General features: G+C 36.7%; 14 protein-coding genes and 5 pseudogenes. 12 read left to right on the forward strand and 7 right to left on the reverse strand.

What is annotated here, in order from left to right; genetic code table 11:
- The 5 genes from PSE69_RS14840 to PSE69_RS14860 all read left to right on the forward strand — a co-directional run.
- Window positions 1-311, forward strand: a 311-nt coding sequence (locus PSE69_RS14840; RefSeq protein ID WP_272675284.1) for an antirestriction protein, incomplete at its 5' end; no start/stop codon positions are given.
- Window positions 312-551: 240 nt separating this feature from the next.
- Window positions 552-986 (forward strand): antirestriction protein, encoded by a 435-nt coding sequence (locus PSE69_RS14845; RefSeq protein ID WP_152716259.1) that lies wholly within the window; start codon window positions 552-554, stop codon window positions 984-986.
- Between the two features lie 95 nt (window positions 987-1,081).
- A complete protein-coding gene (locus PSE69_RS14850) occupies window positions 1,082-1,903 on the forward strand; it encodes a DUF932 domain-containing protein (RefSeq protein WP_272675285.1) in 822 nt (273 codons plus the stop codon).
- 17 nt (window positions 1,904-1,920) lie between these two features.
- The gene (gene radC, locus PSE69_RS14855; protein WP_272675286.1) at window positions 1,921-2,403 is read left to right on the forward strand and encodes a RadC family protein; all 483 of its coding nucleotides are present in this window, start codon (window positions 1,921-1,923) and stop codon (window positions 2,401-2,403) included.
- 8 nt (window positions 2,404-2,411) lie between these two features.
- A complete protein-coding gene (locus PSE69_RS14860) occupies window positions 2,412-2,633 on the forward strand; it encodes a DUF987 family protein (RefSeq protein WP_004917300.1) in 222 nt (73 codons plus the stop codon).
- 116 nt (window positions 2,634-2,749) lie between these two features.
- On the opposite strand, the pseudogene PSE69_RS14865 reads toward PSE69_RS14860, so the two are convergent.
- Window positions 2,750-2,893, reverse strand: a pseudogene (locus tag PSE69_RS14865) (IS1 family transposase); the annotation flags it as partial.
- Between the two features lie 519 nt (window positions 2,894-3,412).
- Between PSE69_RS14865 and PSE69_RS14870 the strand changes: the two are divergent.
- The 6 genes and pseudogenes from PSE69_RS14870 to PSE69_RS14895 form a co-directional block, all read left to right on the forward strand.
- Window positions 3,413-3,817 (forward strand): annotated as a pseudogene (locus tag PSE69_RS14870) (tyrosine-type recombinase/integrase); the annotation flags it as partial.
- Window positions 3,797-4,554 (forward strand): annotated as a pseudogene (locus PSE69_RS14875) (primase-like DNA-binding domain-containing protein); the annotation flags it as partial. The pseudogenes PSE69_RS14870 and PSE69_RS14875, both read left to right, overlap by 21 nt.
- A 458-nt stretch (window positions 4,555-5,012) precedes the next feature.
- Window positions 5,013-6,239, forward strand: coding sequence for an AAA family ATPase (locus tag PSE69_RS14880; protein ID WP_121875270.1), 1,227 nt, complete (start codon window positions 5,013-5,015; stop codon window positions 6,237-6,239).
- Window positions 6,240-6,242: 3 nt separating this feature from the next.
- A complete protein-coding gene (locus PSE69_RS14885) occupies window positions 6,243-7,343 on the forward strand; it encodes an SIR2 family protein (RefSeq protein ID WP_154610361.1) in 1,101 nt (366 codons plus the stop codon).
- A gap of 821 nt (window positions 7,344-8,164) precedes the next feature.
- Entirely contained in the window at window positions 8,165-8,722 is a 558-nt protein-coding gene (locus tag PSE69_RS14890; RefSeq protein ID WP_259466017.1) for a hypothetical protein, read from the forward strand.
- Between the two features lie 206 nt (window positions 8,723-8,928).
- A pseudogene (locus PSE69_RS14895) lies at window positions 8,929-9,116 on the forward strand (Arm DNA-binding domain-containing protein); the annotation flags it as partial.
- 5 nt (window positions 9,117-9,121) lie between these two features.
- Here PSE69_RS14895 and PSE69_RS14900 read toward each other — a convergent pair.
- From PSE69_RS14900 to PSE69_RS14925, 6 genes and pseudogenes are all read right to left on the reverse strand, one after another.
- Window positions 9,122-9,220 (reverse strand): annotated as a pseudogene (locus tag PSE69_RS14900) (transposase); the annotation flags it as partial.
- Window positions 9,221-9,466: 246 nt separating this feature from the next.
- Window positions 9,467-10,837 carry a class-II fumarase/aspartase family protein gene (locus PSE69_RS14905; protein ID WP_004926185.1) on the reverse strand — a complete coding sequence of 457 codons (1,371 nt, stop codon included), beginning with the start codon at window positions 10,835-10,837 and terminating at the stop codon, window positions 9,467-9,469.
- A 14-nt stretch (window positions 10,838-10,851) separates the two neighbouring features.
- On the reverse strand, window positions 10,852-12,408 hold the full coding sequence (locus PSE69_RS14910; protein ID WP_004926187.1) for a PTS transporter subunit EIIC: 1,557 nt from the start codon (window positions 12,406-12,408) through the stop codon (window positions 10,852-10,854).
- Window positions 12,409-12,879: 471 nt separating this feature from the next.
- Complete coding sequence (locus tag PSE69_RS14915) at window positions 12,880-13,620, reverse strand: MurR/RpiR family transcriptional regulator (RefSeq protein ID WP_004926190.1); 741 nt, start codon at window positions 13,618-13,620, stop codon at window positions 12,880-12,882.
- A gap of 43 nt (window positions 13,621-13,663) precedes the next feature.
- Window positions 13,664-14,143, reverse strand: a complete 480-nt coding sequence (locus tag PSE69_RS14920; protein WP_014657106.1) for a cold-shock protein — start codon at window positions 14,141-14,143, stop codon at window positions 13,664-13,666.
- 321 nt (window positions 14,144-14,464) lie between these two features.
- Complete coding sequence (locus tag PSE69_RS14925) at window positions 14,465-15,094, reverse strand: TetR/AcrR family transcriptional regulator C-terminal domain-containing protein (protein ID WP_004926195.1); 630 nt, start codon at window positions 15,092-15,094, stop codon at window positions 14,465-14,467.
- A gap of 128 nt (window positions 15,095-15,222) precedes the next feature.
- Between PSE69_RS14925 and PSE69_RS14930 the strand changes: the two genes are divergently transcribed.
- Window positions 15,223-16,305, forward strand: coding sequence for an HlyD family secretion protein (locus PSE69_RS14930; RefSeq protein ID WP_014657104.1), 1,083 nt, complete (start codon window positions 15,223-15,225; stop codon window positions 16,303-16,305).

The raw sequence follows: 16,305 nt of genomic DNA on the forward strand, positions 1-16,305 counted from the left end.
TGATTTTTACTACTATGGGTCAGTTTTGTGAGGACTACCACGGCGGGTATTGGGAATATTGCACTTTATCTAATAGCGGCGCTTTTATTTATCCCGATTTGAATCAAGAGGAGCTTACGCTATTCAATCCTCATAACGGCAATGAAGCTGACGTCAGTTGTGAAGCGGCAGGGATTGCTGTGTGTTTGATGATGTACAGTTTATGGTCATTTCAAACAGAAAGTGACACCCTCGTCGATCGCTTTTATCAATTGCGTGATTATGCGGCGCAACACCCAGAACGTTCCGCCATTTTCCATCTAATCGATTAACCACGTCCTTATTTACGCCTTCGTATTATCTGATTCATTATAAAAGCATCATCAGACTAACCCATTAATTAACTTACATTTATTTTTATATCTGTATTATTTTAGTGAATCAATCATCAGAATGAGTCACTAAAAATGATACTCAATATACCTATCATTTCGAGAAAGCTCTGCACCGCAAGGTGTAGGGCTTTTTTGTTTATTACTGTCTATCAATATCGACTGAATTGGAGTTCTACTATGTTTACCTTACAAGAGCAAGAATCAACGGTTATCAAAACCAACCTCGTCAATTCCCGTGGTCGTAGTACCTTCTGGCGTTTTTACTTTGGTACTGTGCCAGACTGGCAACGTATTGAAGGCGATATCTTTAATCTGATGGATAAGATGTGTGAGGTCTATCAAGGTGCTTTCTGGGAGTTCAGTATGCTGTCTAATGGCGGCGCATTTATCTGGCCTGATATGCTCGAAACCTCCCTGCATATGTTTAACCCGCATAACGGAAATGAAGCTGAGTTAAGCCCTGAAGCAGCCGGTATTGCTGTCTGTTTACTGGTGTATAGCATCTGGTCGTTTAAAACCGAGAGTTCTGTGCTGGTAGAGTATTTTTACCAACTTCGTGACTATGCGATGCAACATCCCGAGCAAGCACAAATCTTTCGCCTTATAGACTGATTTATCAGTCACAGTTTTATCTTTCCCCCACCAGCAATCTTCATTTAATCCATTTATCGAATTATTTATCAGTTTAATTATTGAGGAGAACCCCTATGTCTCGTTTAGCTTCCCGTTTTGGCAATGCTTGCTCTATTCGTCGTGACCGCCCGCTAACTACCGAAGAGTTATTTCGCACAGTACCCAGTGTGTTTTCAGAAGAAAAACACAACTCTCGCAGTGAAAAATACTGCTATATCCCTACCATTACGTTACTCGATAGTCTTCAAAACGAAGGTTTCTACCCGTTCTTCGCTTGCCAGACTCGTGTACGCGATGCCAGCCGTCGAGAGTACACCAAGCATATGTTACGGTTACGTCGTCATGACCAAATCACGGGTATACAAGTGCCTGAAATCATCTTACTCAATAGCCATGATGGCTCAAGTAGCTATCAAATGTTACCCGGCTTCTTTAGAGCCATTTGCTGTAATGGCCTCGTTTGCGGTGACACGTTTGGTGAAGTGAGAGTACCGCACAAGGGCGATGTGGTTAATAAAGTCATTGAAGGGGCTTATGAAGTATTAGGGCTATTTGAACGCATGGATGAGCAACGTGATGCCATGCAGTCCCTATTATTACCGCCACCAGCCCAACACATCTTTGCTCAATCTGCTCTCACATATCGTTATGGTGAAGCGCATCAGCCGATCACCGAAGCGCAAGTATTACAGCCACGCCGTGTAGAAGATAAGAAGGACGATCTTTGGACGGTGTACCAACGTTTGCAAGAAAATTTAATTAAAGGGGGATTATCAGGCAGAAATGCGAAAGGTAAACGCGCTCGCACGCGTTCAGTGAATGGGATTGATGGTGATGTGAAGCTTAACCGAGCCTTGTGGGTGATGGCTGAAAATATGCTTCAACTAGCCTCGTAATGATGGAGATATTAACGATGGAGAGTATCAATACTTATACGAATACCTTAACACTGCTTCCTAATGAACAACGTACTATCAAACGTGCGTTGACCATACTGGATAAGTATCTGCGTGAACCGGGTATTGCTTTTACATCAACGCAAAATGTGAGGGATTGGTTACGGCTAAAAATGTCAGCATTAGAGCGTGAAGCGTTTATTGTGCTCTACTTGAATCAACAAAATCAGTTGATAAGCAGTGAAACCCTGTTTGCTGGCTCGATTAGCAGCACACAGGTTTATCCTCGTGAAGTCGTCAAACGAGCACTTTATTTTAATGCTGCTGCCGTTATCTTTGCACACAACCATCCGTCAGGCGATATCACGCCAAGCCAAGCGGATAAATCTATCACGCAACAATTAATAAAAGCATTGCAGCTAATTGAAGTACGAGTACTTGACCATCTGATCATCGGTGGTCAGCAAATCTTCTCTTTCGCTGAGCATGGCTTAGTATGAGGTGAACCATGAATATCATCCGTAAATCCGCAGCAATGAAGATCCATCAGCAACATTTAGGCTCTCGCCTTGCTCGTTATTGTAGGGGAAAGTATAAATGGGTTGGTAATAGCGAGCATTATATTGGTAAGGAGGTGCCAGATTGTCGTGGCGTGTTAGCTGTTTATGTTGAACGTCGCCAAGACAGAGATGGCCCTTATGCGTGTGTCATGTGTGTGACATTGAATTGAATAAGTACAGATCACTTTGAGTTTATCCTATATTGGATGGATAAATTAAGCCTACTTCCACTTTGATTAGTATTTTTATAAAAAATGGGTCACGTATCCAAAGGGTTGATGGCATTTCAAACGTAATACTCTCGCTCAATGAAAGTCCCAATGATCTTGTCATGCATGCCGGATGATTTTGAATACCCTAACGTCTTGCGATTAAGTCGTTTCAATCGGTTACGCAACGTCAGATTTTCACGCTCAATTCGATGGAGAAAAAAGACTTGATTCAATGGCACATATCAAACCGTTGGATCTTAAGTGAATTGGGTTTTAATGTACTAAATAGTATAAAAAAGGATCTTTAAAATATTAAGGTTATGATAGAAAAGATACACGAATATTTTGATAGGCGGCAAATTATTTAACAGAAGGGTTGCGAGGAGGTATAATTATCTCGTTGGCAACCCACTTATTAACCTTTTAATCAGATTATGAATTTAGGTATGATTATTGCCTTGGGGGTGTATTTAGGTATGATTATTGCCTTGGGGGTGTATTTGGGGGTTATTTATTTGTCCATATTAATAATTTCCTTTTAAATCATATTTTTTATATCTATATGCGACTCCTGTGATCTCCGCCACTCAAGTTCAATACACCGCCACAAAAATCAGTTAATCCCTCAAATATCAACTATTAATCCACTTTCAATTTAACGGATGCCAGCTCAGCTCACCCCAAATCAATAGGATTGTGGGGGCATATGAGGTGCCCCAATGACATAAACCGCCCGTCAGGTAGAGGCTGCAAAGCCTAAAGAGAAGCCATATAAACTCTTTGATGGTGGTGGCTTATGCCTTGAAGTTACAACGAAAGACTCATGCTACTGGAGAATGAAGTAGCGCTTTAGTGGTACAGAAAAAGATTAGTTTTTGGTGTATTGCCTATCGTGACGCTTGCTGAAGCGCGTGAAATGTGAAACCAAGCAAAAAAAGATACTGGCTGCTGGTGGAGATCCGGGAGAAGTCAAAAAAGAATAGAAGGCGATTCAAAAGCTCAGTACAGGAAATACGTTTGAAGCTATTGCTCGCGAATGGCATAAATCTAAAGCAGATCGCTGGTCACTACGTTATCGCGGAGAAATTATTGATACCTTTGAAAAGGATATCTTTCCTTATATGGCTACGCTTGATCTGGCTAGAGGGCGAGCACAGTTTGTGGGTAAGAGCTTAATTGCACTGCTCGATTAGGTTAAATATGTGGGGGAAGACGCTGGTATTAAAGCGATTACAGGTGGTGACCTTGTCAAAATTGATGGCAAATATGAGAAGCAATTTAGTACAGTGCTGACGGCTGTTGTATTGGCAAAAAATAATGAGCCGATGAATTTTAGTGAACGCCAAGGTGGTATAACACGGCGACGTGTAATTTTTGCATTTAACCATTCAGTAAAAGAGTCTGAGAAAGCCCCACTTTATTGGAGAGAAAATTGCCAATGAGTTACCCATAGTTATTGGCGCCTTATTAGCGGAGTTTCATGACTAGGAACAAGCAAAGTAGCTATTGATTGAGCAACGTGATTCAATCGAAGCAATGGGAGTGAAGTGGGAGGCTGAGCCACTCTATGGATTTTGTGCCTATACTGTTGAGTTGGGGAAAGCTGTAGGCATGTATATGGGGACTTGGCCATTTATCCTAAGCCCCTCGCGTTTATTTTTATCATGCTTATTTAGCGTATATGGAAGCTTACGGCCACCAATACTCATTTTTTCTCATAAAATTTGGTAAAGATTTTCCTAAAGTGATGAAAGAATTTGGCGCGGAATATAAAAAGGCTAAGACGGATAAAGGATTTCGTTACGACATGGATTTATCAGAGACGGCCAATGATTGGTTGCGCGCGTTGGCATTATCTCATCCACCATTACCTAATTAATCATAATGATTATCTAAATTTGCTCTGTTCATGGTGTTCAGTAAATATTTATGGTAGTTCATTGGCTAGCGCTGGTGGCTAAAACTGAACACTTGAATAGTTGATAAAGAGTTCTGAGGTAAATATTCAGAGCTACGAACATCAGTGCTGGTGCGGGCTGTGAGGGTATTTTGATGAGTAGTGAAGAGGATGAAGAGTATGTGGGGGAGTTGAAGGCGTCGAAAGGAGGGGTAATAGAATATGAAATATTTATATAAATAATAAGCTTACTTATTAATGAAAAAGCAACAGGTTTTAATCTAAATCGTTAAAGTATGCCTAAATTTAATATAAATAAACACTCTTAAATATACCAATTTTCGCTTGCATAAGCTGTAATCACTTGAATCTAGTTAGAAGCTAGTTTAGCATCTAACTATGCAATTTTTGCATTTTTTTCACAAAAATAGAGGTTTCATATGCTTATACAGTTTACGATAGAAAACTATAAAAGTTTTAGGGATAAGCAAAGCCTTAGTTTTGTTTCATCTCAAGGTGATGAGCATCCTGAGCATGTTGTGAAACTTGATAATGGCTTAAGAATTAATAAAGTTGCTGCAATTATTGGTGGTAATGGTACAGGTAAAAGCCAATTATTAGCTGCTATAACTGAGTTTGCTAATGCAATTCGTCAGGATAAACTGAATGATTTGCATCAGCCATACATTTTTAGTCAAGAGTCACGAGTAAGACCCACATCTTATGAAGTAATTATCATTAATGAAGATAAAACCTTATTTTTAAGATATGGGATTTCAGGACTTAATGAAAAAATAATTTCAGAATACTTATATTCTAGACCTGTAAAAAAAGGGGCTAAAGAGTCTTGTATATTCAAACGAGAATTAAATGATGTTGAATTTATTAAACAAGAATATAAAAAGCAAGAAGGTCTTATTAATCCAATACTAAAAGATAGTGGGGCTATTATCACATTTAGTAAGTCGTTAGAAGTTTCTGAATTAACAGCAGTCGGTTTATGGGCAATTCGGCAACTACCATATATTCCTGAGGATCATACAAATCAGGCAATTAATTTTATTGAAGAACGATTGCAAAATGAGCTAGAAAATGGAAGTAAAAGTAGATTTAATCAATTTTTAAATGAATATAATAAGTATATAAAACTTTGCCCTATTTATATTGACTCTGTCAGTTTTCAGCCTCAAGGGGATGAGGGTAAATATCGTTTTGTATATAGAATAAATAATCATCATGACAGTTCTGAATTTGTTTCTGTAGGCCTTGATAGAAGAAGTGGTTTTTTTTCTCGTGGCACCTTAAATATATTGGGCTTCATGGCTGTTTTATTATGGAGTCATAGCAATAAACTTACCTTATATATTGATGAAATTGATTCATCTATTCACTATTTATTAGCAAATAGCATGCTGAAAAAAATAATCCATGATGTTTGTCAACTGGATAACGTACAGTTTATTTTTTCAACTCATAACCTTCCACTTTTAGATGACTGTATTCGTAGAGATGAATTAAACATTATCTATAAAAATGAGGATAAATCATCTGAAATAATAAATGCATCTAAATTTTCAGTCAGAAAAGATGCAAAAATTTCAGCTAAGTATTTCAGAGGTGAGTTTGGAATATTGCCTAAATTTTTAAAAGATAATTTAAAGGATTAAATTATGTCAGATGATTTTGATTTTGATTTTGATTTTGATTTTGATAACTCGTCCAGTACTATGGTAAATCTTGAATTGTCTTCTTTTGAAGATATCAGATTAAAATGTCAGGATAAAAGGGTTTGTGTATTTTTAGGAGCTGGTTTTTCTAAAGCATGGGATAAAAATTATCCCTTAAGTAATCAGTTGTTTTCTATTTCAGATGAAGAAGCAGAAGAAAATAAGGATAAATATAATTTCTTTTCTTTGTTTACTAGTTTGAATTTAAAGTGGGCAGAAAATAGTGCGGAAGATGAGGATAAAGCAAAGGTATTTAAAAGTTTTAAATACATGATTGATGTTTATAAAAGATATCCAAGCTTACTGCCATCACATTTAGATAAACATACTGTTTCTCTTTTAGAAAATGAGATAAAAAGTTATATCAAGAATAAGTTTAAAAGAATTGTTAAATCTAATGAATTAAAACTGAAGGATACAGGAAAATTAAATAAAAGTAAAACAGGTATCGTGAGATTTTTCAATGAAATAAGTTCTTTTAATGGATTGGATGTAATAACGACTAATTATGATATTGTTATAGACAAGGTTTTGAATAAAATTTCACCTACAAGATCTATTTTACGCGGTATGCCTGTCATGATTGATGATGTATTACAATGCCCTAAAGCTGGTGGTATTGGTTTATACAAATTAAATGGCGGTTTTGAGGTCATTGCAGATGGAGATATTTTTAAAATAGATTATGAATCTATTAAAAATGAGAAAAAAGCACCAAATATTATATTGCCTTCTAATGAACAAGATTATAGTGATAAATACTTTAAAAATGCATTTATTAAATCTTCAAATCAATTGAGAACTGCAGATATTCTTATTTTTATTGGTTACTCTTTTCCATCTGAGGATTTTATTATCCAGTTTTTGTTAAAGTCTTTTTTAGACACCAATAACAAAAATAAAGAAACGATTATTATTAGTAGGGATAAAGAAAGTGCAATTAATTGCCATAAGAATGCATGCAATATATTTAAAGAGTTACATGACAAATCAGGGTTATATTATGTAGATAAGGGATTTGTGGAACTTTGTGAAACAATATAGCCTTACCTTGTATCATATTTCAATAAACAAAGTTTATCTGAATGTACCCCTGTTCAATTGAACAGAGGTATCCCTCCAGATATAGTAACTCTGTAGCGGCGAAATCCGCTGTCGTGGATTAGCGTCCCGAAATTTAATAGAGGCACAACCACAAAGCGGTTATTATGTGCGATACAGCTACACCCTGTGAAAAGCAATGATGGGCTGGACGAGGGCATCGAAAGATGTGCCAGATTTTCTGTTGACTAGTTACGCTAACCTTGTTCAGTTCACCATCCTTTAAGGTTAGCGTCTCTTGGTGGTGATCTTTAAATCATCAACAGAGAGGTTGTCATCATGGATTCGACGACCAAGTGCCCCCTCCCAATAACGATTTTTAGCCCATTCAAAGGTTCCACCACTGCACTTCTATCTAACCAGAAGGTGCGAAATGTACGATAATTCCCATCTTGATCTAGAAGAAATCATTGACCGGTGCTGAGCGTTGATTTATGCCATTGTTACTTTTGAATCACAAGAAACAAAAGAATTTCTTGGGGGCAATTGAACCTATTACACCAAACCTATTCATAAGAAAATTGCACATTAACTACAAATATTGTCAACTGAAAACATACTTTAAGGCATCGAAAGGTGCCTTAAAAAATTGTATTTTTTCTGAATAAAGTTAATTATTTCATTGCTATTTTTTCACCAGTGTTTCCTCTGTTTTGATTTCAGGCCAGTCAAGAGCTAGGATATTTTGCAATGTATAAAAATATTATCCATTTTGGTATGGTTATTATATGGGTAAAGTTTAGACATATTAGACGAGGTAGGGTGTGGATAACATACAGATAAGCGGATTAATAATTAATATTTTAATGATGTTGATAGCTATAATGTCATCATTTATCAGTTACTTAATATATAAAGATAACTCAAGTCCTGATGTTATCGTTTATCTAGAACTAGATAAAGATGCAAAAACGCTATTGAATTTAGTTATAAAAAATATCGGTAAAAGTCCTGCAAAAAACGTAATGTTCAAGTTAGATAAAAAAATACCCCAATTTGCACATGGTAATTCAAAGGCTGAAGAGATGATTGATGGTGCTTTATTCACAGGAATTCCATTTTTAGCACCAGGAGCTTCAAGAGTCTCCATGATAGGTGACTATTATGGGTTAGATAAATGGTTTCAAGGTAAAGAGATTAGAGTAGAAACAACTTTTTATAAGGCAAACAATCGTTCAATATTTAATAATCTAATTACGAATGAAAGCTTTCTTGAAGTTTACTCTTTTAAGGCTGTTTCAGCCTCAGATAATAGTACAGAAACAAAGGTCGTACATGAATTGAGAAATATAAATAAATCATTATCGAAATTTGCAAAATAAAAAATCAAAAAATAATAGTTAAGTCGATGTGTAAAAATTATTTAATTTTTCATAAGGTTAGCAATAAGTAAATATATAATTATTGCCTGACTAACAATCATATTGCAGTTTTTTATACCAATACTTGGCCCTCTATTTTGTAAAATAAAACCAACCAAAAAATTTGGGCAAAATTGGGGGGCATATGAGGTGCCCCAATGACATAAACCACCCGTCAGGTAGAGGCTGCAAAGCCTAAAGAGAAGCCATATAAACTCTTTGATGGTGGTGGCTTATGCCTTGAAGTTACAACGAAAGACTCATGCTACTGGAGAATGAAGTAGCGCTTTAGTGGTAAAGAAAAAGATTAGTTTTTGGTGTATTGCCTATCGTGACGCTTGCTGAAGCGCGTGAAATATGAAGCCCATTTTGGCGACAGATATCTTCGACTTTCATACCTGAATCAGCGAGTTTTAAAATATTAACGATTTGAGTTTCAGTAAAACGAGCTTTTTTCATCATGATCTCTGCAAATTTTAGGGCAGAAACACTAATTATCGCTGTCTTATTTTAAGGGAAGTGGACATATATGGATGGGTGCAGGGAAATGTGTGGTGGTATGCTACATGGACAAGCGTTTGAATAATATAGCCAGTGTGAATTTTAAGTGATGATTGGCCATCTTTATCTATAAATATAAAGATGGCCATATCTATTAGAAATTTAAATAATATTTAATATATTATTTATTATTAACATTATGGTTTATTTATAATGTTGTTGAATCTTTTGCGCAGTAGCAAATCCACGTTTTGCTTCTTTCTCGGCAATTTCAACAGACAAACCAATATAAGCTCGAGGGTCTAACATTTCTTTGATTTCATCATTGCTAAATGCCGCGGAAATGATCTCATTCTTAGTTAAGTTAGTATAAAAATCCTCACCATCAGCAGCGGTTTTAATCGCTTCCTCATAGAGTAGTGAGTGAGCTTTATCTTTACCCAATTTTTCAGCCATCTTCATCATAACGTATTCAGTATTATCTAATCCTTTATTTCTGAGGACGTTATGTAGCATTCTTTCTTCATGAGGCACAATCGTTCTAGACAGCTCTTCAGTTCTCAACAAGATCTCCGTAGTAAGCTCTAATGCTTCTTCAATCAAGCCATCAAACAACATGTATGAACTGCTATCCCCTTCATATGGTCTCACAGCAGAGTACATACCCACACTTGGCAAGGAATATAATTTCTGTGAGTTAGCAATGATCCCTTTGGCTAATTTAGGGTTAATTTTATGTGGCATGGTACTGCTACCCACGGTGCCTTTAGTAAACCCTTCCGAAACCTCAGCGATTTCTTCCAATGTTGTGCTATAGACTTCTTCACCAATTTTATGGCAGATGTTAGCCATCAACGCTAAGTTAGCCATATATTCTAATTTATGGGTACTCAGGTTTCTTGATGGTACTTCCATCGCTTCCATGCCCACTAATTCGGCAACTCTTTTTTGTACCTCTAAACCTACACCTGGCATGGAGTTAAATGCCCCAACAGCGCCGCCCATCATGATAGTAAATACACGCTTTTCACACTCTTGCATACGCTGATAACAGTCAATGAAGTCACTGATCCAGACAGAAACCTTATATCCATAGGTAATCGGGATCGCATGGCGACCATGGGTCCTTCCCGGCATGACCATCGATTTGGTTTTCAATGCTAAATTAGATAAGTTTTCAATGATCTCGCCGAGCAGCAACATAAACTTATGATGTACCGTCTTCATCATATACAGCTGTGAACTTTGTTGTATATTCTGTGTGGTAATTCCATAATGAATATATTTACCGCTCTCTTCGGAACAAGCATTCACCAGTACTTTTAAAAAAGGTACAAAGCCATGACCGATTTTTTGATAAATACGGTTCATTTCTTCGAAATCAATATTCTCGATAACTGCTTTTTCTTTAATTTCATCCGCTGCCGATTGAGGAATAAAACCAAGTTCGGCTTGAGCCTGAGCTAGCATTGATTCAAACATTAACCAAGTTGAATATTTGGCTTCATTCGATAACAGGTCTTTTATTCCACGGTCATCAATAGTTTTACTTTTAGAATCGTATAACGCTCTCATTTTGTATCCCTTCTTTATTTCTTCATTGCTTCATCAACAGCATTACGAACAAACTCAACTTTTGGACCATAGACAACATGGACATGGTTTGCCGATGGGAAGAAGAATGCAGTACAACCAGACTCCAACATTAAATCTTTATCAATTTGATTCACTTCTGCGACGTCAATACGCATACGGGTAATACAGTTATCAACATTACGAATGTTTTGTTTTCCACCTAATGCATTGATCAGTATTTCTGCAACCTCGCCATAACGCTTTTCTTTAATTAAGGTATTTTTCAAATTACTTGATTCTTCTCTGCCCGGTGTTTTGATATCAAATTTGATGATTGCCCAGTAGAAGATAAAGTAAGTGACAACAGCTAAACAGCTTCCGATAATCACTAAGAAGATCCAGTTCGTATGTTCATACAGCAAGCCAAAGATAGTGAAGTCAAATATTGTTCCCCGGATATAGCCGATTGCAACACCCGCTAAAGAGAGTAGAACTGCACCAATCCCAACAATGATTGCATAAACTAAATATAAAAGAGGTGCGATAAAGACGAAGGTAAATTCTAACGGTTCAGTCACGTTACCTAATATGGCGGTTAATACCATGGTAACTAACATTGATTTAACTTCAGCACGATTCTCTTTTTTGGATGTTTTATAGATGGCTAAGGCAATAGCAGGGAATAAGAACAAGGTCACTAACATCTGCTGTTGAGCCATAAAACGTGTCAGGCTTGGCATCATTGCCCAGTATTCACTGTTTGGTCCTTGTTTGAATAACACTTCCGTCATTGCAGGAACAACCCCGACAAAAGTTTGCCCATCAATAACGTAAGAGCCGCCTGCTTCTGTAAATCTAAATAAAACGTTCCAAACATGGTGTAAGCCAAATGGAATAAAGAGTCGTTCACCACCTGCCGTAAAGAATGGTCCGACTGGGCTGAGGATCACGGCTGATAATTTCATCAAGCCAAGAACCAAAATTTCCCAAATAAAAGGTAAGACTGCACCCACTGCGATCATTAAACCAATCATAATAATCGATACTGATTTTTTACCTGAGAAGAAGGCAAATGCAGTTGGTAACTCAAGGTTATAGAATTTATCGGTGGCCCAAGCAGCAATTAACCCAGTGATTATCCCGCCCGCGGCGCTAATATTCATGGTTTGTATGCCTAACACCTTAATTTGCCCAACCTGAGTCATAACGGCAGGATCCGCAAGCTTACCTGTCAGTACTAGCCAGACATTAATGGTTATGATTAATGTTAGGTAGCCAACGACAGAGGCAAAAACAGCAATGCCTTTATCTTTTAAGCTCATGCCATAAGCCACCCCCATTGCGAAAAGGAGCGGGATATTGTCAAAAATAACACCTGCAATTGAACGGATACTGACTAATAACGCATTAACGGTTTCATTCCCCAGAAAAGGAAACCGAGCTATCATATAGGATTGAACTAAAGCACCGCTGATACCCAAAATCATACCAATGGGTGCCAAAACACCGATTGGAAGAAGTAAGGTTCTCCCAAAACGTTGAATTGATTCACCGAACTTTTTTTTGGCCATATTTTTTTCCTTATGACTTCGAATATAAAATATATTCTAAATAATTCGAGGTGCAGCTAAGCGACAAGCCAAAAAATCGTTATGCGCTTAGAAAACGCTGCAACTAGAAGTATGACGAGTATAAAAGGGATACTAGCACTGGAGATCGAGTAAAATAAATGATGTTTCGGTTTTAAATATTATCTTAGGTCATTAATTATGACCTAGGTCATTTTATTTTTTCCAATATGAGAGGAAATTATTCTAAATAATGTAGGAATAATATTGTTGCTCACATTAAATAATGGTTAAAATTATTTAAGTTAAGTGGATATAATAAACAATACATAGGCATTTCTTTAGATAAAAAAATTTTAATTTAACTTTATTTATACTTTAGTGATTCGAGATATAGATAAGTAACAAATCAACGTAGTCACCATACTTTAACGAGAAGCATTGCAGTTTGAAATATGACGAGTACAGATTATTTTAAAGCAAATACTCCAATTCATTGATCAATAAATCAACTAAAATAAAAAAGCCAGTTCTGGACTTGGTATCATCGATCTTAGTGTCATAACTATCTGAAAAACAAAATAGAGTATTGTCTGCATAGCTGGTAAGCTCATTGGTATGAAATGCTGTCATACTAATGATATTTGCCTCTTTTAACTGGACAATTTTCGCTGTTTCAATGATTTTTTTTGTTCCCCCAGACAGAGAAATAAAAATCACGGTATCGTCCTTGGTCACTAAGCGTGTGAATGAATCCGATAGGTTGTAATCATTAATAAAAAAGCAATGTAGCCCCAGTGCAAACAGCATATGTTCAAGATAAAAACCTACAGCTTTACTCGTTCCCCTAGCAACAATAAAAATATTCCTAGAATGACGTAATGTTTTGGCACAATTAGCAATTTGCTCCTCATTTATCAATGTAAAGCTTTTATTAATGTTTCTTTCTAGTTGTTTTTTGTAGGATGACGGGTTTATTTTTTCTGTTTTATTTTTGCTGAGAATATAATTATTAATTTGAAATTTAAGCTCTTTAAAACCACTAAACCCTAATTTTTGCGATAAGTTAATGATCACCGTTTTTGAGACAAAGGTTTTAGCCACTAATTCATTAATATTTAAATAAGGGATATCAGTAATATTATCGGTAAGATATTTTAATACTTTTTTTTCGCTAATTGTTAAGTTATCGTAATTTTTTAAAAATTCCAACATACCTTACCGCCTTATTCAGTATAAAAACAGCATCAAAAACCGGTCATTTGATCAATTTTACCGTTTCATCAATATCTATTTCATCTTCTGAGAAGATCAGCGTTGTGCCATGTAACGTGGTGATCGCCAATTTTTTTAATGAGCGCATATCACCCGCTTTAATGTCTGATTTTGGCCTAATATTATTCATTAAAGCGCCTACAGATAATACAGCATTTTCTTTATTAATTCCTGTATCAGCAGGTACTTCTTCACTGTAAACCACATAAGACTTGATGGATGTCAGCTTAATACGTTCACCAGCAATATAAATATACTTGCTTTCAGGTATTACTTTAACCGCGTAAGCCGATAACCCTTTATTATTTGTTGTTGGCTCAAAGGTGACTGCTGCATTTTTCTTAATCAGATCAGGGTTGGCGACCTTAATCACATGAAAATAGCGGTTATCGCCGTTTTCATCTTTGATAAACCCAAAACCTTTATCTTCAAACCACGTTGTGATTGTTCCATTCATCGCCATTACCGCCCATTCAATTATTTCATTACAGACTGCAGTATAAAGCACAATGATAGTGCAAACTATGCCTTTAATTTAGCTTGTTACCTAAATTAGTTATTATATGCGAAATAATTTGAGGTGCAGCTAAGCAACTCATTGGCGCCTAACATACCAGTAAGTAACATAACGTATTTTAAATAATCAAAATAGATAAATTATCAACTTGCCATACTGGTTTGGCAGGTTTTTTGTGATTTTATTTTAAGTTATATCGATATTTTTTAGCGGCTGGTATTTTGTAATACCGCCGCCTGCTTTTGGCATTTAATGAATTTTTTGGAATTATTTCAATGTTCCTAAGCCACCAATGATGAGGTTTAGCCCGTCTATAAAGCGTTGGTCATAGTTATCAGAAAACAATGTTGCTTTAGCTTCCCATGTATATGGGTACTTATCATTCGATAATTTATTGAATTCATTTAATTTTTCTTGTAGATCATTGCCGTTAGAAAAGAGAGCCGCTTGCTGCTCAATACAGCACCCTAAAATAAAATAGAACACGGTCATGGTGCAGCTTGCTGCTTTGTCGGCGGACATTCCTGACTGTACGAATGTTTTGATTAATGCGTTATTAATTCGTAATACATTATCTGAAATTGCATAGGTCCCAGCGAAAACACGGGCGCCATCTCTGTGTTGTAAGAGCGCTTTTCGTAACTGAGTTGTGATCTTCAGTAAATTAGATTTCCAATCATCACTATCGCACTCATTGAGTGCAACCTCCGCAACAATGTGATCTGCCATGCCTTCGACCAACGATAACTTATTGCTGAAATGCCAATAAAGTGAAGCGGCTTTGATATTCAGTGCGTCCGCAAGCTTGCGCATCGTTAATCCATCAATACCTTCTGTTTCTAAAAGTTGAAGCGCGGTCTCAAGTATTTGTAACCGTGTGATTTTTGGAGTTTTCATAAATAATTCTCATTTAGCTCTTTATTCCCTAACAATGTTAGTTTAACATATTTATCCAACCTAACAATGTTAGATTGCGGGTGTTATTTATTGCGTTGCCAATCGGTGTAAGTATAGAGGTCCATAGAATGACGACAAATGAGACTAAACAATTTTCAAGAAAAATCATTGGATTAACACCTTGGGTTAGTCTGTTGTGTGTCGGCGTATTAGTTGCTATGACGACCCTCAATTGGGATCGGTGGCAAAGTAATCGACGCTATCAAGAATCGAATAATGCCTACATTAAATCGGACTCTGCAATACTGAAATCAAGAATGACGGGGTATATCTCACGTATTTTGGTGGAGGATTATCAATATGTCCGTGAGGGAGACGTGATTGCAGAAATTAACAACCAAGAGGAGTTGTTAAATCAACAGATTGCTAAAGCTAACTATAAAAAAGCACAGCAGCAACTCAATAATCTTGCGGATGAAATTAAAGAGTATGACCTGACCATTGAAAAATTATGGAACCGTTATAAAGCAGCAGGTATTGAGGTTTCTCAAATGCAGCGTAGTCCTTTACTGCGTAAAGAATTAATTAAAAGTGGGGCGATCACTTCTCAAAATTACCTTGATGCGAACTCAGATTTACAGCGGTTAATAAAACTGGAACAAGCCGCAAAAGCCGAATGGGAGCAAGCAAAACAATCGAAATTACTCTTAGCTCAACAAGAGAATATTCGTCTTGCAGAGCGTGATATTGCCTTGGCCAATTATCAACAAGCAAATACGCAAATTTCGTATGCGACGATTACTGCACCTTTTGATGGGCAATTAAATAAAATTAAGCTGAATGTAGGAAGTTTGGTAACGCCAGGCACCGAAATTGTCACCGTCACACCGCGTTCACAGCCTTATGTCATTGCTCATTTAAAAGAAACCCAATTAAAAAATGTCCAGTCGGGGCAGTCTGTAGCCATTTCAGTGGATGCTTTTCCTGATATGACATTTAGTGGCGTCGTGCGTGATATTGGAGCACAAAGTAGCGGAGAGTCCGCTTTAATTCCCGCAGATAATAGCAGCGGAAATTTTACGAAGGTCGTCCAAAGGATCCCTGTTTATATCAGTTTATTATCAGAGCAATCGGCGATAGATAAGTTGCGTCCGGGTATGTCGGTCATTGTGAATATTGATACTCAGAGTACGCAGTCGCAAGGAGACTGA

The sequence above is a fragment of the Providencia sp. PROV122 genome (genome assembly GCF_028482365.1).
Lineage (GTDB): Bacteria > Pseudomonadota > Gammaproteobacteria > Enterobacterales > Enterobacteriaceae > Providencia > Providencia stuartii.

What these genes read in the sequence shown, in the direction of transcription:
- PSE69_RS14845 (WP_152716259.1), top strand. Translation starts at nt 552, where the DNA reads ATGTTTACCTTACAAGAGCAAGAATCAACGGTTATCAAAACCAACCTC.
- PSE69_RS14850 (WP_272675285.1), top strand. Translation starts at nt 1,082, where the DNA reads ATGTCTCGTTTAGCTTCCCGTTTTGGCAATGCTTGCTCTATTCGTCGT.
- radC (WP_272675286.1), top strand. Translation starts at nt 1,921, where the DNA reads ATGGAGAGTATCAATACTTATACGAATACCTTAACACTGCTTCCTAAT.
- PSE69_RS14860 (WP_004917300.1), top strand. Translation starts at nt 2,412, where the DNA reads ATGAATATCATCCGTAAATCCGCAGCAATGAAGATCCATCAGCAACAT.
- PSE69_RS14880 (WP_121875270.1), top strand. Translation starts at nt 5,013, where the DNA reads ATGCTTATACAGTTTACGATAGAAAACTATAAAAGTTTTAGGGATAAG.
- PSE69_RS14885 (WP_154610361.1), top strand. Translation starts at nt 6,243, where the DNA reads ATGTCAGATGATTTTGATTTTGATTTTGATTTTGATTTTGATAACTCG.
- PSE69_RS14905 (WP_004926185.1), bottom strand. Translation starts at nt 10,837, where the DNA reads ATGAGAGCGTTATACGATTCTAAAAGTAAAACTATTGATGACCGTGGA.
- PSE69_RS14910 (WP_004926187.1), bottom strand. Translation starts at nt 12,408, where the DNA reads ATGGCCAAAAAAAAGTTCGGTGAATCAATTCAACGTTTTGGGAGAACC.
- PSE69_RS14915 (WP_004926190.1), bottom strand. Translation starts at nt 13,620, where the DNA reads ATGTTGGAATTTTTAAAAAATTACGATAACTTAACAATTAGCGAAAAA.
- PSE69_RS14920 (WP_014657106.1), bottom strand. Translation starts at nt 14,143, where the DNA reads ATGGCGATGAATGGAACAATCACAACGTGGTTTGAAGATAAAGGTTTT.
- PSE69_RS14925 (WP_004926195.1), bottom strand. Translation starts at nt 15,094, where the DNA reads ATGAAAACTCCAAAAATCACACGGTTACAAATACTTGAGACCGCGCTT.
- PSE69_RS14930 (WP_014657104.1), top strand. Translation starts at nt 15,223, where the DNA reads ATGACGACAAATGAGACTAAACAATTTTCAAGAAAAATCATTGGATTA.